The following is a 21,821-nucleotide window of genomic DNA, read 5'->3' on the forward strand; positions in this document are numbered from 1 at the left end:
TTCTGGGAGGGACGGGAATGAAAAAACTAGCAATCGCAGCGATGGTTGCAATGTTGGGCGGGCCGGTGGCTGCAGCCCCGCTCTGCGACGACCTTGGGTTCGCCGGGCTCTTGGCCAAGTGCAATCGTGGCGACACCATCAAGCTGACGCTGGCCTCGGGCCAACCCCTGGGCGAAGATGTGGTGCTGCAATCCGGTGCCTATTACAAGCTTGAGATCACGGCGGACGGCTCGGCGGAACTGGCGATCGAGGGGCCATCCTTCTTTCGGGCAATCTGGATGAACGAGATTGTCATCAACAAGATCGAAATCCGCCCCATGGCCGTGGACAGTATCGAGTTTGACAAGGCAGGCGTCGCCGAACTGTCCTTCATCGCCATCAAGCCCGGCAGTCATGAAATACGTATCCCCGGCTCCACCGGAGACTCGCAACGCATAACGGTCAGCATTCAATAACGAAAGGACAGAAGATGAAGAAACTTGGCATAGTGGTATTCGCAGGTGTTCTGGCGGCTCCGGCGTTGGCAGATGAGTTGGATGCCGAAACCGTAAGCAAGATCGAAGCCTATCTGGCGTCGATTGAATGTCAGATGGACCCCGATGACATCGAGGTCGAGGATGACGGCTACGATCTGGATGATGTGATCTGCAAGGGCGGCAATCAGTTCGACATCAAGCTGGACAAGGACCTGAACGAGGTGAGCCGCAGGGCTGAGTAACGCGGGGGCGGGATGACAAAGCTGTTCGCGATCTGCGCTGCGCTTGTTCTGATGGCGGGGGCGGCCTTGGCCGAAACCCTGCCGACCATTCGCGCCGCCGTCCTGAAAATCGGCACCGTGAATTGGGAGCTTGAGACCATCCGGCAAAATGGTCTGGACAGGAAACACGGTTTTATCCTCGACGTGCAACCCTTTGCCGACAATGGCGCGACCCGTATCGCCGTAGAAGGGGGGGAGGCTGATCTGGCCGTGGCAGACTGGATCTGGGTGGCCCGGCAACGGGCCGCTGGCAAGGATTATGTGTTTATCCCCTATTCCAAAGCCGTCGGCGGTGTGGTCGTGCCCGCCGACAGCCCTGCGCGCACTCTCAAGGATCTGTCCGGGGGCAAGATCGGAATTGCCGGTGGGCCGCTGGATAAATCCTGGCTGATCCTGCGCGCCTATGCGGCGCAGGAATACGGCATGGACCTGAAAGCCGACACCGAACAGGTCTTTGGTGCGCCGCCGCTGATCTTCAAATCAGCACTTGGCGGCGACTATGCCGGTGCGATCAACTTCTGGCATTTTCTGGCCAAGATGAAAGCGTCCGGCATGCGGGAACTGATTTCCGTGGAAGACGCGGGGCAGGCGCTTGGCCTGGATACCGATACTCCTTTGCTGGGGTACTATCTGAAGGAAAGCTTCCTGGCAGATCATCCCGATCTGGCGCAAAGCCTGTTCTCGGCCAGCCGCGAGGCTAAGGATTTTCTCGCAACCTCTCCTGGCGCGTGGGAGGTGATCAGGCCGCGCATGAACGCCAAATCGGATGCGCAATTCGAACAGCTGAGATCCGACTGGATTGCGGGCATCCCGAACCGGGGCCCGGTGGACACCGAAGCGGCCAACAGGATGCTGGCGTTGATGGCCGAACTGGGCGGTGCTGAACTGGTGGGTGACGCCACTGCGGTACCGCAGGGTCTGTTTGCGGACGTGGACTAGCCGTCAATGCCGGACCCGCGCCTCACGCCGCTGCTGTCTATCGGGTGTCTGGTGCTGCTTTGGGTGGTCGCCGCGTTTCTAACCGCAGACCCGCAAATCCTGCCCCAACCTTGGGATCTGATCCCCCGGTTCCAACAGGAATTCGGCACCGGAGAGTTGCAGCGCAGTATCGGGGTGACCCTGCTGCGGGTGATCTGGGCCTTTGCGCTGGCGATGGCTTTGGGCGGCCTCATCGGCCTGTCCATGGGCCGATCGCCCGCCGTCAACCGCTGGCTGGACCCATGGCTGGTGATTTTTCTGAACCTGCCCGCGCTGGTTTTGATCGTGCTGTGTTACCTGTGGATCGGCTTGACCGAGGCCGCCGCGATCACGGCGGTGACGCTGAACAAAATTCCCAATGTCGCAACCATCCTGCGCGAAGGGGGCCGGGCGCTGAACCCGGACCTCGACGCGATGGCGCAGGTCTACCGGGTGCCGCGATGGACGCGTCTGCGGCATGTGATCCTGCCGCAGCTTGCGCCCTTCATCGCCGCCGCCGCCCGGTCGGGCCTGTCGCTGATCTGGAAAATCGTGCTGGTGGTCGAGTTTCTGGGGCGCTCATCCGGTGTTGGCTTTCAGATACACCTTTATTTTCAACTCTTCGATGTCGCGATGGTGCTGGTCTACGCGTTTTCCTTCATCGCGGTGATGTTGCTTGTGGAATGGCTGATCCTTCAACCGTGGGAGCGTAGCGCCCGCAGGTGGAGAGCCGCATGATCCGCATCGATATCCGGCAGAAACGGTTCGGGTCAGACCCGGTTTTGGGGCCCATAACGTTCGAGATCAACGCGGGTGAAACAGTTGCCCTCATCGGCCCGTCCGGTATCGGCAAGACGACCTTGCTGCGCCTTGTGGCCGGGATTGATCCGGATTTTGACGGGCGGATTGAGCGCCCTGACCAAACGGCAATCGTGTTTCAGGAACCCACTTTGCTGCCATGGCGCAGCGCATTGGACAATCTGACGATCATCCATCCCGATCTGTCCCGAACCGAGGCCGAGACCGCGCTTGGCTCAGTTGGATTGAGCGACAAAGGCGACCTGTTTCCGGGTCAATTGTCGCTGGGACAACAGCGACGCCTGTCGCTGGCGCGGGCCTTTGTCGGTCAGCCAGAGCTGCTGATCATGGACGAACCCTTTGTTTCGCTGGATGCCGAAACAGCCGACGCGATGCTGGCGCTGACCGAAGAACTGATGGCGCGGCACCGCCCGGCGACGCTGTTCGTCACCCATTCAGAGACCGAGGCGGAGCGGCTTGCAGATCGGGTCCTTGAGTTGAAAGCCGCGCCACAAGGAGCAGTTTTGGCCTAGCGGATCACTCGGTTGTTTCAGCCACCGCACCGGGTGCCACGCGATAGACGAACGGCGCGTCAACGCTGGCCGCGTGCTGGTTGGCCTGATCCTGCAGTGCCTGATGATGCGGAGATTTGACACAGACCGGATCGGTTGCGCTGGCATCTCCGACAAGGGCCATGGCCTGACAACGGCACCCCCCGAAGTCGATGGTTTTGCGATCGCAGCTTTGGCAGGGTTCCGGCATCCAGTCTGTACCCCGATAGGCGTTGAATGCCGCGCTGTGATACCAGATGTCCGACAGCGGCTTATCCTGCACCCGGTCAAAAGTCAGATGCGGGATGGATTGGGCCGCGTGGCAGGGCAGCACCTGCCCATCAGGCGTCACGTTCAGACCGCTTGTTCCCCAGCCTCCCATGCAGCGTTTGGGGAAATCCTCGTGATAGTCTGCGGGCACATAGTCGATCACAAGCGCGCCCTTCAGGGCTTGTCTGGCCTCATCAACCTGCTGCGTGACCACCTGCGCCTGCTCCCGTGTCGGCATCAGTGCATCCCGGTTCTTCAGCGCCCAGCCGTGAAACTGAACCGTCGCAACTTCGATCCTGCGCGCGCCCATCTCCTGCGCCAATTCAAGCGCTCGGGGCAATTGGTGGGCGTTGTGGCGATGCAGGACGAAGTTCAATGTCAGGGGGAACCCTATGTCCCTGATCCATTCGACGGCCTTCATCTTGCGGTCGAACCCACCGCGATAGCCGCCCACTTTGTCTGCCATCGCCACGTCAGTGCCTTGCAGAGACAGTTGGATATGGTCCAGCCCGGCGCGATCCAACTCGTTCATGCGGCGTTCTGTCAGCCCGATGGCCGAGGTGATCAGGTTGGTGTAAAGCCCGGCGTCCCGCGCCGCAGTCACAAGTTCCACCAGATCGCGGCGCGACGCCGGTTCGCCACCGGACAGGTGCAATTGCAACACCCCCAACGCAGCGGCTTCCTGAAACACGCGCGCCCAGGTGTCCGTATCCATCTCGCTGTCCTGCTTGGCCATTTCGACCGGGTTGGAACAATACGGGCAGGACAGGGGACAGCGATGGGTCAGCTCGGCGAGCATGGCGATAGGGGGTGCAGTTTTAACCATTACGATACGTCCAGAAAACGCCGGGCGCGCAGGGCATCAAGGAAACCCGAACTGTCCTCGGCGATCTGATCCACCGGGGCATTGTATTTCTCGGACAACGCGGTTGTGATCTGTTCAAAGCTTCGCTGGCCGTCCACCTCGTTCAGAATGGCGTGTCCGATCTGATCCAGCGTCACGGCCCGTTCCGGGGCCAACAGCACCCAGTTTTCCCGCACCTTGTCGAAATGCAGGCGGACGCCACGGGGCAGGGTGGGGATGTCTGCGGCCTGCATCACGACGCCTGCCGCATCAGCAGCCCGGTGCCGGGCTGCCACGCACCGGGTGGGATACGCGCGGGTTCCACATACGCACCCCAAAGGGCATCCAGTTGCGACCACAATATATCCGTCTTGAAGATCAGCGCCTTGGCTGCAGCGTCCTGTTTTTCGGCCGTATCCGCCTTGTCCAGAACCCAGGCCAGACCAAAGGCCACATCCTTGGGCGCTTCTTTCAGACGGTTCCGGAAATAGGACAGGGAACTGTCATCGGCGAAATCGTAGTGCTGCAGCAGACCTTCAATTCGGTTGGCGTGAATCTTGGGGGCAAACAACTCGGTTAACGAGGCGGCAACGGCCTCGAGCAGAGTTTTCTCGCGCACATAGCGAACATAAGCATCCACGGCGAATTTCGTCGCGGGCAAGACACCCTCGCACGAGGCGACATAGTCGGGATCAAGACCCACGGCCTCGGCCAGACGCAGCCAGCGCCTGATGCCGCCTTCGTTTTCTTCGGTGCCGTCGTGATCCTCGATCCGGGACCGCCATGCGCGCCGCAATTTTGGGTCCTCGACGCGGGACATGAAGGCGGCATCCTTCATCGGGATCGAGTGCTGATAGTAATACCGGTTGATCACCCAGGCGCGCACCTCGTCGGGCGTGCATTGCCCGCCATGCAGACGGTCATGAAACGGGTGCAGATCATGGTAGCGTTCCGCGCCGATCTGGCGCAGGCGGGCTTCGAAGTCTTCGCGGCTTTGGGTCATAAAGCGATCTCCATCCCATCCTGTCCAATTGTCCAGCCTGCGGCTTCGGCCGCCGCTTTTTCCGCGCTGTCGGGGCGCAGAACCGGATTGGTGTTGTTCATATGGACGAAAATTTTTCGCCCGATCTTCATATCGGCAAAGCTGGCGATGGACCCGTCGTCGCCATCCATCGACATGTGGCCCATGCGCTTGCCGGTTTTCTGACCCAAACCCGCGCGCACCATTTCATCATCCTGCCAGAGGGTCCCGTCAAAGAACAGTAAATCTGCACCCTCAAGCGTGGCCCGCAGGTCCGGTGTCAATGCGGCACAGCCCGGAATGTAATAGGCGGTTTTGCCGCCCGCCTTCAGCGCGACACCGACGGTTTGTTCGCCCACCAGATCGGTCTGCACATGCTCACCTTCCAGGTACAAGGGCACCTTGCCGGGAACGGGGAACAGTGTTGCCTGCAAGCCGGGAACCATCTCAAACGGCTGGTTCAGAGAGATCGCGGTGCGATCCACAACCGACGCGTTCAACGCATCGAAAATCGGGTTCTGTGCGATCACGTCCTGAATGCTCTGCGTCGCGAACAGGTTAAAGGGCTGCATCTCGCGAAGCGTCAACAGCCCGGCGACATGATCAATGTCGCCGTTTGTAACCAGAACCGAGTGAATGGGCATCTCACGCAACCCCGTGGGAAACAGAGGTTCCGTGGTGCTCAGTTGGTGTCGTATGTCCGGAGACGCGTTCAAGACGGCCCAATTCCGGCCGTCAGGAGACACAGCCAAAGATGACTGTGTTTGAGCGGGTATTTTTCCGGCTCTGGCGAGAACGCAGTTCTTACATCCACAATTCCATTGCGGCAGGCCGCCGCCAGCAGCGGCCCCAAGTATTATCGCGCGCAACGTCATCTAGTGTTGGCGCCAGGTCTGAGATCAGATCAGGCCGCCGCCGCGCTCATCATCATGATCCGGGCCGTACATGTTGATTTCCATGCCGCACTCGATCTCGCGAATAATCGGTTTACTCCAGGCCATAACGGGCTCCTCCTCTTGGAATGTCCTTGCAAGCAATCTGGCAGGTAATGGGGGTCAGAGCGAATCTTAATTTGTAAGAACAGGGTAGACTTTGGTGGGTATTCAGCCGTCATCAGGCAGCGGTGCACGACCCTGCAGACAGAAGCCCTGATTGCGTAGTGTTTTGATTTCAAAACCGAAATCATCCGCGCCAAGCTTTTTGCGCAGATATCCGATATAGACATCGACCACGTTTTCGTTACTGGACCCCTCCTGCGACCAGAGCGTGTCAAACAACTCACCCCGCGAGATGGGCGACCCCGCCTTGCTGTTGAGCAAGGCCAGCAGATCGAACTCGCGCTCTGTCAGGGCAACGGATTTGTCGCGGATGGTTATGGTCCTGTTCTGCGGCGATATCCGGGCCGGGTCGGGGTGTTGGGACTGCGCGCGATGTTCCTGCACCTGCAACCGCGCGACAAGCTCGCCAAAGCTGAACGGTTTGACAACATAATCGTCCGCTCCGGCGTCAAGCCCGGCGGCCCGGTGGTCGACATCTGACAGGGCCGACAACATCAGGATGGGGATCGAGACCCCGATCTCGCGCGCGGACCTGACCAGTTCGATCCCGCTATCCTCGCCCAGCATGACATCGACAATCGCGCCAGAGTACGCGCCGCTCTGCAATCGTTCCAACCCTTTGTCGGCGCGGTTTTCGAACTCGGCATCATAGCCGTGCAGCGACAGGCCCCGCACAAGGGCCGAGGCGATTTTGGGGTCGTCATCTATGATCAGCAGTCTGGACGCCATGCGCGTATCCTATGCCTTTGCCCGGGGTAATCGAATGCAGACATTTGTACCGGGCGCAGCACCTATTGCCTGATCTTTCGGCACCGGGCTGGTCAGGGTGATCGTCCCCTCATGGGCCTCGACAACCCAGGCCGCGAGGGCAAGACCAACGCCAAAGCCCTGCCGATTGGCGGTCCCGCCCTGAACGAACCTCTCAAAAACCCGGCCTTGCGCCGCTTGCGGGATGCCGGGGCCGTTATCCGTCAGCGAAATCTCGACCGCTGTATCGGATTGCGTGGCGTGCACGGAAATCACCCTTCCGGTGCGGGCGTGCCGGATGGCATTGCGGATCAGGTTCAACAGCACTTGCCGCATCCAGTTCGGATCGCAGTTCAGCACGCAATCCGGGGTCTCACCAGCATCCAGTTGCATGTTGGCGCTGTCGATTTCCGGTTGAATGTCCTGAATGACCGTTTGCATCAGTTCCGGCAGGGCAACGCTGTGCGGGTCCAGCGCCAGTTCGCCGCTTTCCGACCGAGCCACCCGCAACAGGTCATCGATACGCTGGTTCAGTTTCGCTGCGCTGCTTTCAATGGTTGCCAAAGCCCCTGGCGCGCTTTCAGCGTCCTGCTGGCCGATCTGGGATTCCATCATGATCACGGTCAGCGGCGTGCGCAATTCGTGGCTGATATCGGCAAAAAACCGACGGCGGTTTTCATCTATTCTGGACAGGGTCTTGTTCGCCGCGCTCAGTTCCTCGGTGCGCCGTCCAATGGTTTCGTTCAGGCGGTCCCATTCCGCCTCGATCTCGGTCTGGCGATGTTTCAAGGCGGCGGCCATCCGGTTTGTCTCACCATAAAGCTGGCCGATCTCGTCATTGCGCGTGTCCGGCAAGGCCACCGAAAACTCGGCCTTGCCAACCTGTTCGGCGGCCGCGCGCAGACGGTCCAGACGGGTGAACTGGGGGCGGATCAGGCCAAAATAGAACCAGACCGTGCTGAGAATGGCAAAACCGGCAAACCCAAACGCAATCCATGTCAGGGTCAGACGGGTTTGTTCAATACCGGCGAGGATAGCGTTGCGAAACAGAACCTCGGTGTTCACGGCCTGGCTGAGCAACGGATCGAACCCCGAGGCGAAGGAGTCGATATAGGCCCGTAGATGCGCCTGATCCGCATCGGGGTCGCCCAGACCTTCGAGCGTGTTGCCCAAAAGCGCCTCCATCCGCGCCAGGCCCAGCGACTGCGTGCCATAGCGGGATTGTTCATCCAGCCCCAGTTTCTCGACCGCAGCCACCGCATCTTCGACATCCCCGCGTAGCTGCTCAAAGGTCGCGCCAATCTGGCCCCGGATCGGCTCCAGCCTTTCAAGCCGGATGTCGGCGGGCTGGCCGGTCTGAACGGCCTCGGTCGCGATCACCAGAAACGTGGCCGCGCGGGTGGACAATGCCGCGTAGCGCGCCATGCGGGTTTCCGAGGCCAGCGCAGTGTCCAGCCGGTTGGCGACCGTTTGCATCCCCAGATACAGAACCGCCGCCGTCAACAAGGTTCCCGATCCCAAAACCACGGCGCCAATCCCCAGGCGGGTTTTCAGCAACAGGCTGCGGCGGGTGGTTTTGGCCGTTTCGGTCATGACTTCCGCTTCATCAGGCCACGTGCGGGATCATATCCCCAGACAGCGATCAGGCACAGAATGGCGGTCGATGCCAGCACCCAGAGCAATGCGCCCCAGTTGATCTGCAGGTAGAGCAGAAACCGGATCAGCTCGACCACATGGGTGAACGGGTTGAGCGCGCAGATATCGCGCAACAGTGGTGAGCTTTCTGCCATTTTCCAAAGCGGATAAAGCGCGGAGGACAGAAAGAACATCGGGAAGATGACAAAGTTCATCACGCCGGCAAAGTTCTCTAACTGTTTGATGAAACTGGACAGCACCAGCCCCAACGCGCCCAGCATGAGCCCGCCCAGTATGAGGCCGGGCAGGACCGCAATGTATCCGGGCAGGGGCAGCACGATACCGAAAAGCGCGGCCAGCGCCAGAAAAGTATAGACCTGCAGGATCGAGATTGCCGTTGATCCCAGCAGGCGGCAGAACAACAGCCACCAGCGCGGGAAGGAACTGGTCAGTAACAGGCGCATCGACCCCATCTCGCGGTCATACACAAGGCTGAGCGAGCTTTGCATGCCGTTGAACAGCAGAACCATCGCGCACAGGCCGGGGACGATATAGGTCTCGTAGGTGATATAGGTCTGATAGGGCGGGATTATTGAAAGCCCCAGCGCGGCGCGAAAGCCTGCGGCAAAGATCAGCAACCACACCATGGGCCGGACCAGTGCAGCCAGAAAACGTTCGCGCTGATGGATGAAGCGCAGAAACTCACGCCCGATGATCGCGCGCGCGACGCCCCAGAACCCGCTCATGCCGGAACCTCGGTCTGCGACAGGAACCAGTCGGACAAGGTCGCTTGTCCGCGCAGGTCGCCCGTTTGCCCTGCGGCCAGAATGCGGCCGCGATGCAAGACCAGCAATTGGTCACCGTCGCGCACCTCATCCGTCAGGTGGGTTGCCCACAGAACGCATAGGCCTTGCGCCGCCAGATCGTGAACCTGATCGGTAATGGAGTGCCGGGCCGCTGCGTCCAGGCCGACCGTTGGTTCATCCAGCAACAAGACGCTGGGATCATGCAGCAGGGCACGGGCCAGTTCCATCCGGCGGCGATGCCCGCCATTCAGCGCCCGGACCTTTTCATCCGCGCGCTCGCGCATGTTCAGACGGTCCAGCGCGGCGTCGATGCGTGCGGGCACCTCGGTCCGGGGCAGCCCGTGCAGCGCAGCGAAATAGCTCATGTTCTGACGCACCGTCAGGCTGAGGTCGAGGGTCGGCTGCTGAAACACAACACCCAGCCGGGCCAAAGCCTTGCGGGGTGCCCGGCGCAGGTTGTGGCCCGCCACGCTGATCTCGCCCTCGGGGGCGACCAGCAGGCGGGTCAACAGCGACACCAGCGTCGATTTTCCGGCACCGTTCGGGCCCAGAAGCGCGCAGAAGGTACCGGGCATCACATCGAACGATACGGCATCCAGCGCGGTCTTTGCGCCGTAGTGAAAGCTCAGATCGCGGACGGCGAGGCCGGGGCTGGCCCCCTCTGGCGACTTTGCATGCGGCATCTAACCCTCGGTCCTGACTTTGTAATCTGAACAGCAGCTTGCATGTTCGGCGCGGTTTTCTCAACTGCACATGCGGATGCCGGACCACGACTTAAGTATGCGAAGGCTCACGAACTTGTTATGTAGGGGCAGAGCGGCGTCAGGGCTAACATCTCTGACGTATCAGACAGAAAGGCCCGCCATGACCCTGACCCGGCGCGATGCGATGCAGGTAAGCCTGTGGGCTTTGCTGTGCCTTGCGGCACCGGTTCGGGCGCAGCAGATGGTCGCTGTGCCAGCTTCTGCCACGCTGGAGGACCTTGTCGCAGCCTTTGCACACGACGGGCCGATTGAGGACACTGGCGTAGCCCTGACCCTGCCCGCTGTCGCCGAAGACGGCTATCGCGTTTCCGTTTCCATCGACGCGCCCGGCGCGCAGGATGTTCTGCTGGTTGCACCCGGCAACCCGGTTCTGCCGGTGCTCAAGGCCACGTTCGGGCCGATGGCGGGGTCCCAGACGATTTCAACCCGGATGCGTCTGGCCCAGACACAGGACGTGCTGGCCCTTGCACGTATGCCGGACGGCGATGTGCACCGCGGCCAGCAACCGGTCTCGGTCGTCGTCGGCGGTTGCGCTTGAGCGCGGGGGGGACAATGGCGTCAGGTGTCAAAACCCGCATAAAGCTGCCCAAGGAAGTCCGGGCGGGCGAGGTGACTACGATCAAGACATTGATCACCCACCGTATGGAATCCGGCCAGCGTGTTGACCCGGATGGCAGCCCCATTCCGCGTTCGATCATCCACCGGTTCCTGTGCACCTTCGAAGGCGAAACCGTCATCGACCTTGAGATCGGGCCCGGCATTTCGACAAACCCGTTCTTCGAGTTTCAGGCCCTCGTTCCCGGTCCGGGTGTGTTTACCTTCGCGTGGTATGATGACGATGGCGCAATCTACACCGACAACCGCGCAATTACGGTGGTTTAGGAATGCCGACGAAAGTGTCGGTTCTGATAAAGGCCTGAATTTGCAAGCGTTGGGTGTTGCTGGGGTTTTGGGATGGAGATGAAATACCTCAACCTGCTCGTGTACGGGTCTGCTCTGTATTTGCCCGGTCCTGCTGCGATGGCCGAGGGCACAGTCGCGGCGACGCAGGCCGATCTGGAACTGGGCGCGTATCTGTCGGCGGAATGCGTGACCTGTCATCAAAACACCGGGCAGACCGATGGAATTCCCAAGATTTCGGGGATGAACCCCAACGACTTCGTGGCGGCCATGCTGGCCTACAAACAAGACGAACGCGAACATCCCATCATGCAGATGATGGCCGGGCGACTGAACAACGACGAAATAGCGGCGCTGGCCGCCTATTTTGGCACGATTGACTGACAACGCAGAGCGGGAGGGAGACCAATGACATTGGATCGGCGTAAATTTCTGGGCACTGGTGTCGCCGCCACGGGCGTTTTGTCAGCCCCTGCCGTGCTGTCAGAGGGCAGCGGAAAGCCCCGCGTGCTTGTGATCGGCGGCGGGGCCGGTGGTGCAACTGCGGCGCGCTACATCGCCAAAGACAGCGACGGGGCGATTTCGGTGACGTTGATCGAGCCTTCGAAAGTCTATTTCAGCTGTTTCTTTTCCAACCTCTATATCGGCGGCCTGAACTCGATCGACGATATCGGCCACACCTACGGGGCGCTTGCTGCCAATTACGGGATCAACGTGATCCATGACTGGGCCGTCGGTGTGGATCGCGACAGTAAAACAGTGGCGCTGGCCGGAGGCGCGGTTCTTCCCTACGACAAGCTGATCATCGCCCCCGGCATTGATTTTGTTGAAGGCGCAGTAGAGGGATGGGACGTTTCTGCGCAAAACAGGATGCCGCATGCCTACAAAGCGGGATCGCAGTCCGAGCTTTTGCGCGCGCAGATTGAAAACATGCCCGAGGGCGGTGTTTACGCAATGGTCGCGCCGCCCAACCCCTACCGCTGCCCGCCCGGACCGTATGAGCGTATTTCGATGGTGGCCCATGTGCTGAAAACCACCAACCCGACCGCCAAGATCGTCATTGCGGACCCAAAGCCGAAATTTTCGAAAATGGCGTTGTTCGAAGAGGGCTGGGCCACGCACTACCCCGGCATGATCGACTGGATCGGAGAAGATTTCGGTGGCGGCAATGTCTCGGTCGATCCGGACCAGATGACGCTGACGATTGATGGCGAAGACATGGCCGTGGACGTCTGCAACGTCATTCCCGCGATGAAAGCGGGGCATATCGCCGAACTCGCAGGCGTGACCGAGGGCCGGTGGGCCCCGGTAAACGCGGCTGATATGTCATCAAAGCTTGATCCGGATGTTTACGTTCTGGGCGATGCCAGCCAACAGGGCGACATGCCGAAATCCGGGTTTTCCGCGAACTCACAGGCGAAGGTGTGTGCCAACGCGATCCGCGGGGCCTTGACCGGCTCGCGGGTGTTCCCGCCGCGCTACGCCAACACGTGCTGGTCACTGATCGCAGTTAATGACGGGGTCAAGGTTGGGGCGACCTATGAAGCGACCGAAGAGAAAATAGCACGCGTTGACGGCTTCATCAGTCAAACCGGAGAATCTGCCGAAACGCGGCGGGTCACTTATGAGGAATCGGTTAACTGGTATGCCGCGATCTCGGAAGACATGTTTCACTAGCTGACTTTGTCATAGAATTGCGACCCCTTTCGATCCTGTAGGGGCGCAATCGCAGGGTGGGGGCCTAACCGAAGCGGCCCCCTTTCTGTATGACTTCGATCTTGTAGCCATCGGGATCGGTGGCAAAGAAGAACCGGGCGACTAGCGCTCCTCCGGGGGCGAAGTCGACGAGGTTGCCGACGTCATGTCCCTTTGATTTCATTGCCGCGTGATGCGCGTCTGCATCTTCGACGACAAACGCCAGATGCGCGTAGCCGTCGCCCAAGTCATATGGCTCGGCCCGGTCCTTGTTCTGGGTCAGTTCAAGCTCGAACCCGCTATGCGGGTTCGACAGGTAAGTCAGGCGGAAGCTCTCAAAATCCAGCTGATCCGCGACGTCGAGGTCAAACGCATCCCGGTACCAGGCGATGGATCGTTCATCATCGAGAACCCGGATGCAGGAATGAACCATTTTTGTCATCTGGGATGTCCTTGTGCTCAGCGACCGATGCGGTCTTTTACATCGGATGCGAAATCCTCATACCGCCGGAGCGATTTCACATCGACCTGCACGTGATGGCCCATCTTCTGCATGATCGGCAGATCAAACAGGATCTGGTCCAGCGCATCGGGGGACTCGACGTCGACAATTGCCAGCACCTTGCGTTCGCCGACCACTTTCCAAAGGTCCTTCACGACCCCGGCGGATTTTGCGCCCAAGGCGGCGTCGGCCTCTTCGGCCCAGACGCCTAACAGGCCTTGCTGCTGCATGGCGGAATCGTATTCCACCGTGAAATCCAAACGATACAGCATGCCTTACCTCCCGCTGACAACCGGGCCAAGCGCCGGAAAGCGCACGATGCGATAGGTCCCGACCGAGGCATCCTCGCCCCCATTCAGAACGGGTGAGCGGTGCAGTTCGTTGACCGTGGCGTACACGTAGCCGTCCACCCCCATCGAGAACCCGTCGGGCCATGGCAGGTCGTCATCGGATTGAAACAGGACCTCATAAGTGCCATCGGGGCGGGTCACGCCAATGGCATTGTCCGTCATCGCAGTGATGTAGACATTTCCGTCGGCATCCACGGTCGAACCATCCGAGATGACCTTGTCGCCGTAGCGTTCGACTTTGGCGGCCAAGGCGTCATCGCTCAGGCCTTGGTCCAGCAGATCCGTCGTTCGCACCCGGTACATGGACCCCGAGGTCATCGGCGCGAAATAGACCCAGGTATTGGTGGGGTCGATGGTAATCGGGTTGATGCCGATCTTCGCCGGGTTGCCGCCCAGTTTGATTTCACGCCCGTCAATGATCATCGGGGTGTCTTCGGGCACCGTGAACGCACTGCCTTCAAGCACGCGCCGCGCGCGACCGGTGGCCATGTCGATGACAATGATGGCCGAATTCATCCCGTCGCCGGTATCCGATATGTAGATGGCACCGTGTTCCCGATCAATCGCGAGATCATTGAGGAACGAGGACGGACGCGCCACGGGCTGCCCAACATAGTAAATCGCGTGCAGGTCTTCCGTATTGGTGTTCCAACCCACAACGCGCCCGGTCTGACCTTCGCCCTGACCATCCAGCATCCAGAGGATACCGTCGCGATCCGCGCGCAGGCCCAGAACGCCACGCAGGCCGTCCCCGTCATCTTCCGGGGCGCGGGCCCAGGTTTCCGTCGGATAGGGCTTGGTGCTGCCGTCGGGCATAACCTCGACCACGCGTAGCTCGGGGCCGTAGAAGCCATGGACGGACATGAACATGCGACCGTCCGGTCCAATCGCCAGATTGCCGGGTGGCATGTCCTTGGGAAACTCAAGATAGGTTTCCAGGGCACCGGCCGCGACCGGGCTGGCCAGAACGGCGATCGTGCTGACCGCACACAGAATTTCTCGCATGACTTTCCTCCATTGCTTTGGCTCTGGAGTAGATCAATCGAATACGTTAGATGAATACGCTAAATATAGAAACCAGCGTTTGAAGATTTCGAATGTACTCGATCGACGATCTCAGGACTTTTGTTGCCATTGCCGATGCAAACGGCGTGACCGCCGGGGCGCGGCGTGTCGGCATTTCCCCGGCCACGGCAAGCCACCGTCTGAACAAGCTTGAGGCGGCGCTGAAACTGACCTTGTTTCATCGCAACAGCCGCATGTTCAGATTGACCGATGAGGGGCGCATTTTCTTTGAACGGACCGAGGATGTTCTGGCCGATCTCGCGCAGGCGGAACGCGCTGCCGGCAGCCGGTCGGCGGAGCTGACAGGTCATATCCGGGTTACGATGTCGCCCTGGATCCTGTCACGTTTTGTCTTGCCCGCGCTGCCCGCATTCCAGCGCCAGCACCCCAAGCTGACTTTTGATTTTCTCGCGGTCGACCGATTTGTTTCCCTGTCCGCCGAGGGGCAGGATTGCGCGATCCGCGTCGGCAACCTGTCGGACAGCGCGCTTGTCGCCCGCAAGCTGAGCGACAATGAGCGCATTATCTGTGCCGCGCCGGAACTGCTGGCGCGGCAGGGGGTGCCGGTCGATGTGCAAACGACGCTGGATTTTCCCTGGGTCTGTTTGCCGTGGCAGACGCGGATTTCCTTTGCCGATGCAAAGGGCAAGCGCAAGGATGCAAATGTCCGGTCCAGCGTGCTTGTGTCCAACTCCGACACGCTGACCGACGCTGTGGTGCAGGGTCTGGGCCTTGCCATCAAATCGCGGCTGGCGGTCAAAGAGGAACTGGATACCGGACGGCTGGTAGAGGTGTCCCCCGGATCGCTTTGGGCACCGGACGCCCCGATCTGGTTCGTCTACCCGCCCGAGGCACGCGCTGCGGCCAAGACAAAAGCGTTTGGCGAATTCGTTTCCAACACATTTGGGTAAAGCAACCGCTAGGCGGTCGCGTCCCTAGCGCAGACCGAGTTTGGACAGCAACCGATCGCGTTTCATCAGCCACCACCCGGCCTCGACCGGCCAGTTGGCGTGATCGGTATCCTGCCCCAGTTGTGCGGCGGCATGCAGCGGCCAGTTGGGATCATCCAGCAGCTCGCGCGCAAGGGCGATCATGTCCGCGTCCCCCTGTTCGATCACCGCGTTGCAAACTTTTGGGTCCCACAGGAAACCCACCGCCATGGTGGCAATCTCGGCCTGCGCCCGGACCTGCGCGGCGAAGGGCACCTGAAACCCCTGCGCGATGGTCATTCGTTGCGGCCTGTCCTTGCCCCCGATCCCGCCCGAACTGCAATCGATCAAATCCACACCCGCCGCTTTCAGCGCTTTTGCGATCTGCACCGTGTCATCGACGGTCAGCCCGGTATCGAGCCAATCGGTCGCCGACAGCCGAAAGGCCAGCGGTAAGTCTTCGGGCCAGTTTCGGCGAATTTCCCGCGCGACCTCAACGGCAAACCGCATCCGGTTTTCGGCGCTGCCACCCCATTGGTCGTGCCGTTTGTTGGTGACGGGCGACAGAAACTGGTGCAGCAAAAAGCCGTGGGCGGCATAGACCTCGATCATCCTGAACCCGGCCAGATGGGCCCGTCGGGCGGCGGCGCCAAAGGCGGCGATGACGGTTTCGATATCGGCTTCCGTCATCTCGCGCGGGGTCGGCCACCCTTCGGCATAAGGCAGGGCCGAGGGCGCGATGGCTGGCCACGCGTCTTCGCCGCGCTCGCGCACGTCCTCATCATCCAGCGGCGTTTCCCCGTGCCAGGGCCGCCGCTCGGACGCTTTGCGCCCCGCATGGCTCAGCTGGATACCCGGCACCGCCCCTTCGAGGGTGATGAACTGGCTGACACGTTTCAGCGGTTCGATCTGGCCGTCGTCCCACAGGCCCAGATCACCGGGCGTGCGGCGACCGTCGCGGGTGACCGCCGTGGCCTCGGCATAGACCAGCGCCGCGCCGCCCATGGCAAACCGTCCCAGATGCACAAGATGCCAATCATTGGCATGGCCGTCCCGCGCGCGGTACTGGCTCATCGGTGAGACGGCGATGCGGTTCTTGAACGTCACATCGCGAAGGCGAAAGCTGCTGAATAGAGCGGGCATCCTTGTCCTTCAAATCTGTTTCATACACATACGTCGCAGGCTGACTAACCCTCTGCCAGATCGGTCAAATTCTGAGTTTGCCCATAGGTCCTTTCGCGCAGCATGACGTTGGACACCGATAGCAGGTGCGAGTGCATGACTTCGGCGGCGGCCTGACTGTCGCGCGAGGCGATGCTGCTGAACAACTGCTCGTGCTGCTCGCCCAAACGCACCAGGGTCGCGGGCGAATATTGCGTTTCCCGCTGGCGGGTCCATTCCGATTGCTTGCGCACGGCGCGGATTGAATCGTAGACCGTCAGGAACAGCGGGTTATGGGCCAGTTCGGCGATCTTGTAGTGAAACACATCATCCGCGACCCCATAGGCCTGCGTGTCGGCGGCATCCAACGTGCCCCGCATAAGCTGTTCCAGCGTCCGCAATTCCTTGGCCGAGGCGCGCTGCGCCGCCAAAGCCGCCAATGCGGGCTCGATCTCAAGCCTTACCTCCATCACGTCGCGGGGCATCACCTTGGCGGCCACGGCGCGGAACGGGCTGGCCCCAACGGCGGGCGGAGGTGACACGAATGTGCCTTGTCCGTGCCTGCGAAACACGGTGCCGTCTTCTTCCAACTGATCCAGAATGCGGCGCATGCGGGCGCGGGTCACGGCCAGCGCCTCGGCCAGGGCGCGTTCGGGCAGCAGCTTGCCGTTCTTCAGGAAATCGCCGGTGTCGATTCCCGCCCGCAGGGCTGCGGTCAGTTCGGTATCAGTTGGACAATGTCCCAAGGTCAGAACGCTCCGATCAGGTCATAAAACATGCGCAAGGACGTAAGCATCAGGAACGCGCCAAAAGCAAGACGTAAGGCCCGCTGCGAGATTGTGTGCGCAATGCGAACCCCCACATGGGCAAAGCTGGTGGTCAGCGGAATGATCAGCGCTGCCGCGATCAGGTTGACATAGCCGATGGAAAAGGGCGGCAAACCGGTTTGCCCCAGCCCTGTCGCCGCATAGATCAGCGCCCCCGGCAGACCGATCACGAAGCCGATGGCGGCCGAGGTGCCCACAGCGCGGCGGATATCGTAGCCCAGAAAGTTCAGAACCGGCACACAGACCGTGCCGCCGCCAATCCCCATCATCGCCGAAATCGCCCCGGCAAACACACCCGTCGCAGCCCAGACCCGCGGCGAGAAACTGCGCGGCGGGCCATCATGGCCGGGTTTGCGAAAGATCATGTCCAGCGACACCACCGCCGCGACCGAGGCAAAGACCGCGACCAGAATGTAACCGCTGACCAACCCGCCCAGCAGCCCGCCGATGATCACGCCCACCAGAATGGCCGGGGCCCAGCGTTTCAGCAGCGCCATGTCCAGCGCGCCGCGCTTGTAGTGCCCCCAGCTTGAGGACAGCGCGGTGAACACGATGGTGGCCAGCGACGTTCCCACCGCCACCTGCATGGTCAGCGCCGGTTCGCTGCCGGTCAGCGACAGGGCGAAATACAATGCCGGGACGATGACGATCCCCCCGCCAACCCCCAGCAGACCGGCCAGAATGCCGCCGAATATACCGGCGGCACCGGCGATGGCGATCAGTGTCGCAAGGGTGGAAAGGTCAATCCCGCCCATACATCACGCAGGGTCGCTGGCCAGCGACCGGCTGGCCCGCCCTTCGGCTTGACGTTTGGCATCCGCGCGCGCGATTGCCTCTTCCAACGCCCCCCGGTCGGGATTGCCCGAGAAGTTCTGTTCGCTGGGCATCGCCTCGGCAAAGTGCAAATACCGCTCTCCGGCCACGTCATAGAGCCTGCGCAGTTCCGCCAGCGGGTCGGCATGATCGTCGCTGCGCATGTCCAGCCAGGCATGGGACTGACCGCGATGAATGACCAGACCAGCGGCCTGTTTGCCGCGTTTGTCGCCACCCGCGCGCTCGCCCGCCTCCATCGCCGCCATCAGACGTTCGGGGAAGGGCAGCGCGGTTTCAGTGGCGTAGGTCTCGAACGTGGCGTTCACCACCTCCGGCCCGGTCAGCATGTTGCCCGCGACCGAATGCGTGGGACCAATCCGATGCCCGGCCCAATCGACACAATCCGCCCCGGTATAGGCGGCGAAATTGCCTTGCGCATCCATCAGATGCGCCTGCCGCGCGTCCCGGCCCGTATCGCGGGCGACCAGATCATCCAAAACCGCCTGCGCGGCCTCGCCCGCTTCCAACCGCCTGAGCCCTTCGGTCCCCCAGACCGGGTTCGAAAACGCCTGCGAGGCAATCGCACTGCGCGCGCCGACGCAAGGCACCCGCGCGCCGCAGGCGAAGAAGCGGCTGGCCACGATCAGACCGATGGCACCGGTCTCGGGGTCTTTTGCGATCAGGGAATATGTCATGTCACCGTCCTACTGCATAAGCCTGCATCAGCCGCGGCGTGGCCGCCGCGCGCAGGGTTCCATCCGGTTCCCGCAGGGCCGCCGTCAGGCGGCCAACAGTCCATGGCTCGGCCACGGTGATCTTGTGACCGCGCGCGCGCAGGTCCTCGATCACCGTCTCGCCAAAGCTCTCTTCGATCATCATCTCGCCGGGGGCGGCAGCGCGGGGATAGAACGAGCCCTGAAAATGCATCGAATGGAACAGCGGCGCGTCCATGCATTCCTGCAGACCCAGCCCGAAATGGACAAAGCGCAGGAACCAGATCAACTGCCACTGATCCTGCTGATCGCCACCGGGCGTGCCGAAAACCAGCTGCACCCCATCCTTTTCCGCCAAACTGGGCGTCAGCGTGGTGCGCGGCCTGCGCCCTGGTGCCAGCGAGGTCGGCAGGCCCGGCTCCAGCCAGAACATCTGCGCCCGGCTATTGAGCGGAAAGCCCAGCCCCGGAATGACCGGCGAGCTTTGCAGCCACCCGCCCGACGGCGTTGCCGCCACCATGTTGCCCCAGCGGTCGATCACGTCCAGATGCACGGTGTCGCCGCGTTTCTCGGTCAGGTGCGACATGGTGGGTTCCCCCGCGCTGGCCCCGGTTCTGGCCGAGAAATCGCGGGCCGCACGGGCGATATAGGCATCCGCCAGACGCTCATAGCCCGGCACCCGCCCGGGGCGCTGATCCTGCGAGGCATCGGGGGTGATCAGCGCGCGGCGTTGGGCGGCGTAGGCGTCGCTCAGCAGGTACTGCATGGGGATATCGCTATGCGCCGGATCGCCGTAATACGCCTCACGGTCGGCATAGGCGAGCTTCATCGCCTCGATCACCGTATGCACAAACTCGGCCCCGTTCGGGTCCATCGCGCCCAGATCGACCCCTTTCAGGATCGCCAGCGCCTGCAACAACACCGGCCCCTGGCTCCAGGCGTGGGTCTTGTGCACGGTCCAGCCGTGATAGTCGTAGGTCAGCGTGTCCTCATAGGTGGCCTGCCAATCGGCCATGTCCTCGCGGGTCATCACCCCGGCGTTGCGCTGGCCCGAGACATCCATGACCTTTGCATCGGCCAGATAGTCGAAAATCCGGTCGGCAACGAAACCCTGCCGCCACGCGCGGCGGGCGGCTTCGATCTGGTCCACGCGATCCTCATACGCGGCCTCGGCATCCGCCACGAGGCGCTCATAGGTTGCTGCCAAAGCGGGATTGGCGAAATTGCTGTTGGGCGCGGGCGCAGTGCCGTCCGGCATCCATGTTTCGGCGGATGTGGGCCATTCGTCTTCGAAGAAATCGGACAGGCCGGCAATCGTATGCGCCACGCGGGGCAGCACGGGATGGCCGTCGCGGGCATAGGCAATCGCAGGTTCCATCACATCGCGCAGCGGCAGCGAGCCGTGATCGCGCAGCATCAGCATCCAGCCGTCGAAGGCACCGGGGATGACCGTCGCCAACAGGCCCGAGCCGGGGATCAGGTTCAGACCCAGCCCGGTGTAATGGTCAATCGTGGCGGCGGCGGGCGCGGGACCTTGCGCGCACAGAACTTCGGTTTTGCCGGTTTTGGCCGAGTGGAAAATCGCGGGCATATCCCCTGCGGGGCCGTTCAAATGCGGCTCGACCACCTGCAGGGTCATTGCGGTGGCCACGGCGGCGTCAAAAGCGTTGCCGCCCTTTTCCAGAATGCCGAACCCCACGGCCGAGGCGATCCAGTGGGTCGAGGTAACGACGCCGAACGTGCCGCGTATCTCGGGGCGGGTGGTGAAATCTGTCATGTCTTACGTCTCCGAAATCAGTGTTCGCGCGGGTCCAGCGCATCGCGCAGCCCGTCGCCCAGAAGGTTGAAGCCCAGCACCACCAAAAAGATCGCGATACCCGGCCACATGGCCATCCACGGGGCCTGGCTGAGGAAGTTCTTGGCGGTGTTCAGCATCGAGCCCCAACTGGGCGCGGGCGGCTGCTGGCCAAGGCCAAGGAAGGACAGCGACGCTTCGGCGATGATGGCGGTCGCTATGGTCAGCGTTGCCTGTACCAGCACCGGCGGCAGCACGTTGGGAAAGATGTAACGGCTGAGGATTTTCGAGGTCGGCAAACCGATGGCCCGGGCCGAGGTCACGTAATCTTCGGCCCGCACCGACAGCACTTGCCCCCGTGTCAGGCGGATGAAGATGGGGGTTGCCGACAGGCCAATGGCAATCATCGCATTGGTCAGGGACGGCCCCAGAAACGCCGCCAGCGCAATGGCGAGGATCAGGAAGGGCGCGGCCAGAAGCGCCTCGGTACAGCGTGAGATGATGGCGTCGATCCAGCCGCCGAAATAGCCCGCGACGATGCCCAGCGGAACGCCCAGCAACACAGCAATCCCGACCGAGACCACCCCCGCCAGCAGCGATGCCTGCGCGCCCCAGATCATCCGCGACAGCACATCCCGCCCGATCTCATCGGTGCCGAACGGATGCGCCGCCGTGGGCGGTTTGCGCACTGCGCCCCAATCGGTGGCCGCCGGATCGGGCACGGGCAGGATTGGGGCCAGAAGGGCGATCAGCACGAAGAACGTGACCAGCACGCCCCCCAGCATGGCGCTTTTATGGGTGCGGAATTTCTTCCACACCCGGCTTTCCGGGCGGCGCGACAGGATGGGATCAGCCAGGGCCAT

28 protein-coding genes are annotated in these 21,821 nt (G+C 61.7%); 10 read left to right on the plus strand and 18 right to left on the minus strand.

Going from position 1 to position 21,821, the window contains the following annotated elements; all coding sequences use genetic code 11:
- Nucleotides 1-17 precede the first annotated feature (17 nt).
- From ACR0JN_RS20825 to ACR0JN_RS20845, 5 genes are read left to right on the plus strand one after another with little or no spacing between them, the layout of a single operon-like run.
- Nucleotides 18-455, plus strand: coding sequence for a cupredoxin domain-containing protein (locus ACR0JN_RS20825; protein ID WP_480819060.1), 438 nt, complete (start codon nucleotides 18-20; stop codon nucleotides 453-455).
- 14 nt (nucleotides 456-469) lie between these two features.
- A complete protein-coding gene (locus tag ACR0JN_RS20830) occupies nucleotides 470-718 on the plus strand; it encodes a PepSY domain-containing protein (RefSeq protein WP_480649555.1) in 249 nt (82 codons plus the stop codon).
- Between the two features lie 12 nt (nucleotides 719-730).
- Nucleotides 731-1,696 carry an ABC transporter substrate-binding protein gene (locus ACR0JN_RS20835; RefSeq protein WP_480888396.1) on the plus strand — a complete coding sequence of 322 codons (966 nt, stop codon included), beginning with the start codon at nucleotides 731-733 and terminating at the stop codon, nucleotides 1,694-1,696.
- 6 nt (nucleotides 1,697-1,702) lie between these two features.
- Nucleotides 1,703-2,452: an ABC transporter permease gene (locus ACR0JN_RS20840; protein WP_480888397.1), complete on the plus strand. Its 750-nt coding sequence runs from the start codon at nucleotides 1,703-1,705 to the stop codon at nucleotides 2,450-2,452.
- A complete protein-coding gene (locus ACR0JN_RS20845) occupies nucleotides 2,449-3,045 on the plus strand; it encodes an ABC transporter ATP-binding protein (protein ID WP_480888398.1) in 597 nt (198 codons plus the stop codon). Before ACR0JN_RS20840 ends, ACR0JN_RS20845 begins: the two co-directional genes overlap by 4 nt.
- Nucleotides 3,046-3,049: 4 nt before the next feature.
- Here ACR0JN_RS20845 and pqqE read toward each other — a convergent pair whose 3' ends face one another.
- The 9 genes from pqqE to ACR0JN_RS20890 form a co-directional block, all read right to left on the minus strand.
- The gene (gene pqqE / locus ACR0JN_RS20850; RefSeq protein ID WP_480888399.1) at nucleotides 3,050-4,159 is read right to left on the minus strand and encodes a pyrroloquinoline quinone biosynthesis protein PqqE; all 1,110 of its coding nucleotides are present in this window, start codon (nucleotides 4,157-4,159) and stop codon (nucleotides 3,050-3,052) included.
- On the minus strand, nucleotides 4,159-4,431 hold the full coding sequence (gene pqqD / locus ACR0JN_RS20855) for a pyrroloquinoline quinone biosynthesis peptide chaperone PqqD (protein WP_480617118.1): 273 nt from the start codon (nucleotides 4,429-4,431) through the stop codon (nucleotides 4,159-4,161). Before pqqD ends, pqqE begins: the two co-directional genes overlap by 1 nt.
- Nucleotides 4,431-5,180: a pyrroloquinoline-quinone synthase PqqC gene (gene pqqC, locus ACR0JN_RS20860; RefSeq protein ID WP_480819074.1), complete on the minus strand. Its 750-nt coding sequence runs from the start codon at nucleotides 5,178-5,180 to the stop codon at nucleotides 4,431-4,433. The genes pqqD and pqqC overlap by 1 nt, the downstream gene beginning before the upstream one ends.
- The gene (gene pqqB / locus ACR0JN_RS20865) at nucleotides 5,177-6,073 is read right to left on the minus strand and encodes a pyrroloquinoline quinone biosynthesis protein PqqB (RefSeq protein WP_480888400.1); all 897 of its coding nucleotides are present in this window, start codon (nucleotides 6,071-6,073) and stop codon (nucleotides 5,177-5,179) included. The genes pqqC and pqqB overlap by 4 nt, the downstream gene beginning before the upstream one ends.
- Nucleotides 6,074-6,097: 24 nt before the next feature.
- On the minus strand, nucleotides 6,098-6,199 hold the full coding sequence (gene pqqA, locus ACR0JN_RS20870) for a pyrroloquinoline quinone precursor peptide PqqA (protein WP_480473037.1): 102 nt from the start codon (nucleotides 6,197-6,199) through the stop codon (nucleotides 6,098-6,100).
- 102 nt (nucleotides 6,200-6,301) lie between these two features.
- Nucleotides 6,302-6,985: a response regulator transcription factor gene (locus tag ACR0JN_RS20875; RefSeq protein WP_480888401.1), complete on the minus strand. Its 684-nt coding sequence runs from the start codon at nucleotides 6,983-6,985 to the stop codon at nucleotides 6,302-6,304.
- 9 nt (nucleotides 6,986-6,994) lie between these two features.
- Entirely contained in the window at nucleotides 6,995-8,596 is a 1,602-nt protein-coding gene (locus tag ACR0JN_RS20880; RefSeq protein WP_480888402.1) for a sensor histidine kinase, read from the minus strand.
- Nucleotides 8,593-9,384: an ABC transporter permease gene (locus ACR0JN_RS20885; protein ID WP_480818916.1), complete on the minus strand. Its 792-nt coding sequence runs from the start codon at nucleotides 9,382-9,384 to the stop codon at nucleotides 8,593-8,595. Before ACR0JN_RS20885 ends, ACR0JN_RS20880 begins: the two co-directional genes overlap by 4 nt.
- Nucleotides 9,381-10,127 (minus strand): ABC transporter ATP-binding protein, encoded by a 747-nt coding sequence (locus ACR0JN_RS20890; protein WP_480888404.1) that lies wholly within the window; start codon nucleotides 10,125-10,127, stop codon nucleotides 9,381-9,383. Before ACR0JN_RS20890 ends, ACR0JN_RS20885 begins: the two co-directional genes overlap by 4 nt.
- Before the next feature lie 181 nt (nucleotides 10,128-10,308).
- Here ACR0JN_RS20890 and ACR0JN_RS20895 point away from each other — a divergent pair, with 181 nt between their 5' ends.
- From ACR0JN_RS20895 to ACR0JN_RS20910, 4 genes are all read left to right on the plus strand, one after another.
- Nucleotides 10,309-10,746 carry a thiosulfate oxidation carrier protein SoxY gene (locus tag ACR0JN_RS20895; protein WP_480888405.1) on the plus strand — a complete coding sequence of 146 codons (438 nt, stop codon included), beginning with the start codon at nucleotides 10,309-10,311 and terminating at the stop codon, nucleotides 10,744-10,746.
- A 14-nt stretch (nucleotides 10,747-10,760) separates the two neighbouring features.
- A complete protein-coding gene (gene soxZ / locus ACR0JN_RS20900; RefSeq protein WP_480888406.1) occupies nucleotides 10,761-11,090 on the plus strand; it encodes a thiosulfate oxidation carrier complex protein SoxZ in 330 nt (109 codons plus the stop codon).
- Between the two features lie 78 nt (nucleotides 11,091-11,168).
- Nucleotides 11,169-11,492, plus strand: coding sequence for a c-type cytochrome (locus ACR0JN_RS20905; RefSeq protein ID WP_480818913.1), 324 nt, complete (start codon nucleotides 11,169-11,171; stop codon nucleotides 11,490-11,492).
- A gap of 24 nt (nucleotides 11,493-11,516) precedes the next feature.
- Nucleotides 11,517-12,785, plus strand: a complete 1,269-nt coding sequence (locus tag ACR0JN_RS20910; RefSeq protein WP_480888408.1) for an FCSD flavin-binding domain-containing protein — start codon at nucleotides 11,517-11,519, stop codon at nucleotides 12,783-12,785.
- 64 nt (nucleotides 12,786-12,849) lie between these two features.
- Here ACR0JN_RS20910 and ACR0JN_RS20915 read toward each other — a convergent pair whose 3' ends face one another.
- From ACR0JN_RS20915 to ACR0JN_RS20925, 3 genes are read right to left on the minus strand one after another with little or no spacing between them, the layout of a single operon-like run.
- Nucleotides 12,850-13,245, minus strand: a complete 396-nt coding sequence (locus tag ACR0JN_RS20915) for a VOC family protein (protein ID WP_480888409.1) — start codon at nucleotides 13,243-13,245, stop codon at nucleotides 12,850-12,852.
- Between the two features lie 17 nt (nucleotides 13,246-13,262).
- Nucleotides 13,263-13,577, minus strand: a complete 315-nt coding sequence (locus ACR0JN_RS20920; protein WP_480888411.1) for a muconolactone Delta-isomerase — start codon at nucleotides 13,575-13,577, stop codon at nucleotides 13,263-13,265.
- A 3-nt stretch (nucleotides 13,578-13,580) separates the two neighbouring features.
- Nucleotides 13,581-14,660 carry an L-dopachrome tautomerase-related protein gene (locus ACR0JN_RS20925; protein WP_480888412.1) on the minus strand — a complete coding sequence of 360 codons (1,080 nt, stop codon included), beginning with the start codon at nucleotides 14,658-14,660 and terminating at the stop codon, nucleotides 13,581-13,583.
- Nucleotides 14,661-14,752: 92 nt separating this feature from the next.
- Here ACR0JN_RS20925 and ACR0JN_RS20930 point away from each other — a divergent pair, with 92 nt between their 5' ends.
- Complete coding sequence (locus ACR0JN_RS20930) at nucleotides 14,753-15,631, plus strand: LysR family transcriptional regulator (RefSeq protein ID WP_480888414.1); 879 nt, start codon at nucleotides 14,753-14,755, stop codon at nucleotides 15,629-15,631.
- A 24-nt stretch (nucleotides 15,632-15,655) separates the two neighbouring features.
- Here the strand turns inward: ACR0JN_RS20930 and ACR0JN_RS20935 are convergent, their stop codons facing one another.
- From ACR0JN_RS20935 to ACR0JN_RS20960, 6 genes are read right to left on the minus strand one after another with little or no spacing between them, the layout of a single operon-like run.
- A complete protein-coding gene (locus ACR0JN_RS20935; protein ID WP_480888416.1) occupies nucleotides 15,656-16,792 on the minus strand; it encodes an NADH:flavin oxidoreductase/NADH oxidase in 1,137 nt (378 codons plus the stop codon).
- 44 nt (nucleotides 16,793-16,836) lie between these two features.
- A complete protein-coding gene (locus ACR0JN_RS20940; protein ID WP_480888417.1) occupies nucleotides 16,837-17,556 on the minus strand; it encodes a FadR/GntR family transcriptional regulator in 720 nt (239 codons plus the stop codon).
- 2 nt (nucleotides 17,557-17,558) lie between these two features.
- Nucleotides 17,559-18,392: a sulfite exporter TauE/SafE family protein gene (locus ACR0JN_RS20945; protein ID WP_480818905.1), complete on the minus strand. Its 834-nt coding sequence runs from the start codon at nucleotides 18,390-18,392 to the stop codon at nucleotides 17,559-17,561.
- A gap of 3 nt (nucleotides 18,393-18,395) precedes the next feature.
- The gene (locus tag ACR0JN_RS20950) at nucleotides 18,396-19,145 is read right to left on the minus strand and encodes a DUF1028 domain-containing protein (protein ID WP_480818904.1); all 750 of its coding nucleotides are present in this window, start codon (nucleotides 19,143-19,145) and stop codon (nucleotides 18,396-18,398) included.
- A 1-nt stretch (nucleotide 19,146) separates the two neighbouring features.
- Nucleotides 19,147-20,940, minus strand: coding sequence for a gamma-glutamyltransferase family protein (locus ACR0JN_RS20955; protein WP_480888419.1), 1,794 nt, complete (start codon nucleotides 20,938-20,940; stop codon nucleotides 19,147-19,149).
- Between the two features lie 17 nt (nucleotides 20,941-20,957).
- Nucleotides 20,958-21,821 (minus strand): ABC transporter permease, encoded by an 864-nt coding sequence (locus tag ACR0JN_RS20960; protein WP_480818902.1) that lies wholly within the window; start codon nucleotides 21,819-21,821, stop codon nucleotides 20,958-20,960.

Source organism: Ruegeria sp. G12 (assembly GCF_056533565.1).

Coding starts and splice junctions, on each gene's coding strand:
- ACR0JN_RS20825 (WP_480819060.1), top strand. CDS start 18: ATGAAAAAACTAGCAATCGCAGCGATGGTTGCAATGTTGGGCGGGCCG.
- ACR0JN_RS20830 (WP_480649555.1), top strand. CDS start 470: ATGAAGAAACTTGGCATAGTGGTATTCGCAGGTGTTCTGGCGGCTCCG.
- ACR0JN_RS20835 (WP_480888396.1), top strand. CDS start 731: ATGACAAAGCTGTTCGCGATCTGCGCTGCGCTTGTTCTGATGGCGGGG.
- ACR0JN_RS20840 (WP_480888397.1), top strand. CDS start 1,703: ATGCCGGACCCGCGCCTCACGCCGCTGCTGTCTATCGGGTGTCTGGTG.
- ACR0JN_RS20845 (WP_480888398.1), top strand. CDS start 2,449: ATGATCCGCATCGATATCCGGCAGAAACGGTTCGGGTCAGACCCGGTT.
- pqqE (WP_480888399.1), bottom strand. CDS start 4,159: ATGGTTAAAACTGCACCCCCTATCGCCATGCTCGCCGAGCTGACCCAT.
- pqqD (WP_480617118.1), bottom strand. CDS start 4,431: ATGCAGGCCGCAGACATCCCCACCCTGCCCCGTGGCGTCCGCCTGCAT.
- pqqC (WP_480819074.1), bottom strand. CDS start 5,180: ATGACCCAAAGCCGCGAAGACTTCGAAGCCCGCCTGCGCCAGATCGGC.
- pqqB (WP_480888400.1), bottom strand. CDS start 6,073: ATGACGTTGCGCGCGATAATACTTGGGGCCGCTGCTGGCGGCGGCCTG.
- pqqA (WP_480473037.1), bottom strand. CDS start 6,199: ATGGCCTGGAGTAAACCGATTATTCGCGAGATCGAGTGCGGCATGGAA.
- ACR0JN_RS20875 (WP_480888401.1), bottom strand. CDS start 6,985: ATGGCGTCCAGACTGCTGATCATAGATGACGACCCCAAAATCGCCTCG.
- ACR0JN_RS20880 (WP_480888402.1), bottom strand. CDS start 8,596: ATGACCGAAACGGCCAAAACCACCCGCCGCAGCCTGTTGCTGAAAACC.
- ACR0JN_RS20885 (WP_480818916.1), bottom strand. CDS start 9,384: ATGAGCGGGTTCTGGGGCGTCGCGCGCGCGATCATCGGGCGTGAGTTT.
- ACR0JN_RS20890 (WP_480888404.1), bottom strand. CDS start 10,127: ATGCCGCATGCAAAGTCGCCAGAGGGGGCCAGCCCCGGCCTCGCCGTC.
- ACR0JN_RS20895 (WP_480888405.1), top strand. CDS start 10,309: ATGACCCTGACCCGGCGCGATGCGATGCAGGTAAGCCTGTGGGCTTTG.
- soxZ (WP_480888406.1), top strand. CDS start 10,761: ATGGCGTCAGGTGTCAAAACCCGCATAAAGCTGCCCAAGGAAGTCCGG.
- ACR0JN_RS20905 (WP_480818913.1), top strand. CDS start 11,169: ATGAAATACCTCAACCTGCTCGTGTACGGGTCTGCTCTGTATTTGCCC.
- ACR0JN_RS20910 (WP_480888408.1), top strand. CDS start 11,517: ATGACATTGGATCGGCGTAAATTTCTGGGCACTGGTGTCGCCGCCACG.
- ACR0JN_RS20915 (WP_480888409.1), bottom strand. CDS start 13,245: ATGACAAAAATGGTTCATTCCTGCATCCGGGTTCTCGATGATGAACGA.
- ACR0JN_RS20920 (WP_480888411.1), bottom strand. CDS start 13,577: ATGCTGTATCGTTTGGATTTCACGGTGGAATACGATTCCGCCATGCAG.
- ACR0JN_RS20925 (WP_480888412.1), bottom strand. CDS start 14,660: ATGCGAGAAATTCTGTGTGCGGTCAGCACGATCGCCGTTCTGGCCAGC.
- ACR0JN_RS20930 (WP_480888414.1), top strand. CDS start 14,753: ATGTACTCGATCGACGATCTCAGGACTTTTGTTGCCATTGCCGATGCA.
- ACR0JN_RS20935 (WP_480888416.1), bottom strand. CDS start 16,792: ATGCCCGCTCTATTCAGCAGCTTTCGCCTTCGCGATGTGACGTTCAAG.
- ACR0JN_RS20945 (WP_480818905.1), bottom strand. CDS start 18,392: ATGGGCGGGATTGACCTTTCCACCCTTGCGACACTGATCGCCATCGCC.
- ACR0JN_RS20950 (WP_480818904.1), bottom strand. CDS start 19,145: ATGACATATTCCCTGATCGCAAAAGACCCCGAGACCGGTGCCATCGGT.
- ACR0JN_RS20955 (WP_480888419.1), bottom strand. CDS start 20,940: ATGACAGATTTCACCACCCGCCCCGAGATACGCGGCACGTTCGGCGTC.
- ACR0JN_RS20960 (WP_480818902.1), bottom strand. CDS start 21,821: ATGGCCCTGGCTGATCCCATCCTGTCGCGCCGCCCGGAAAGCCGGGTG.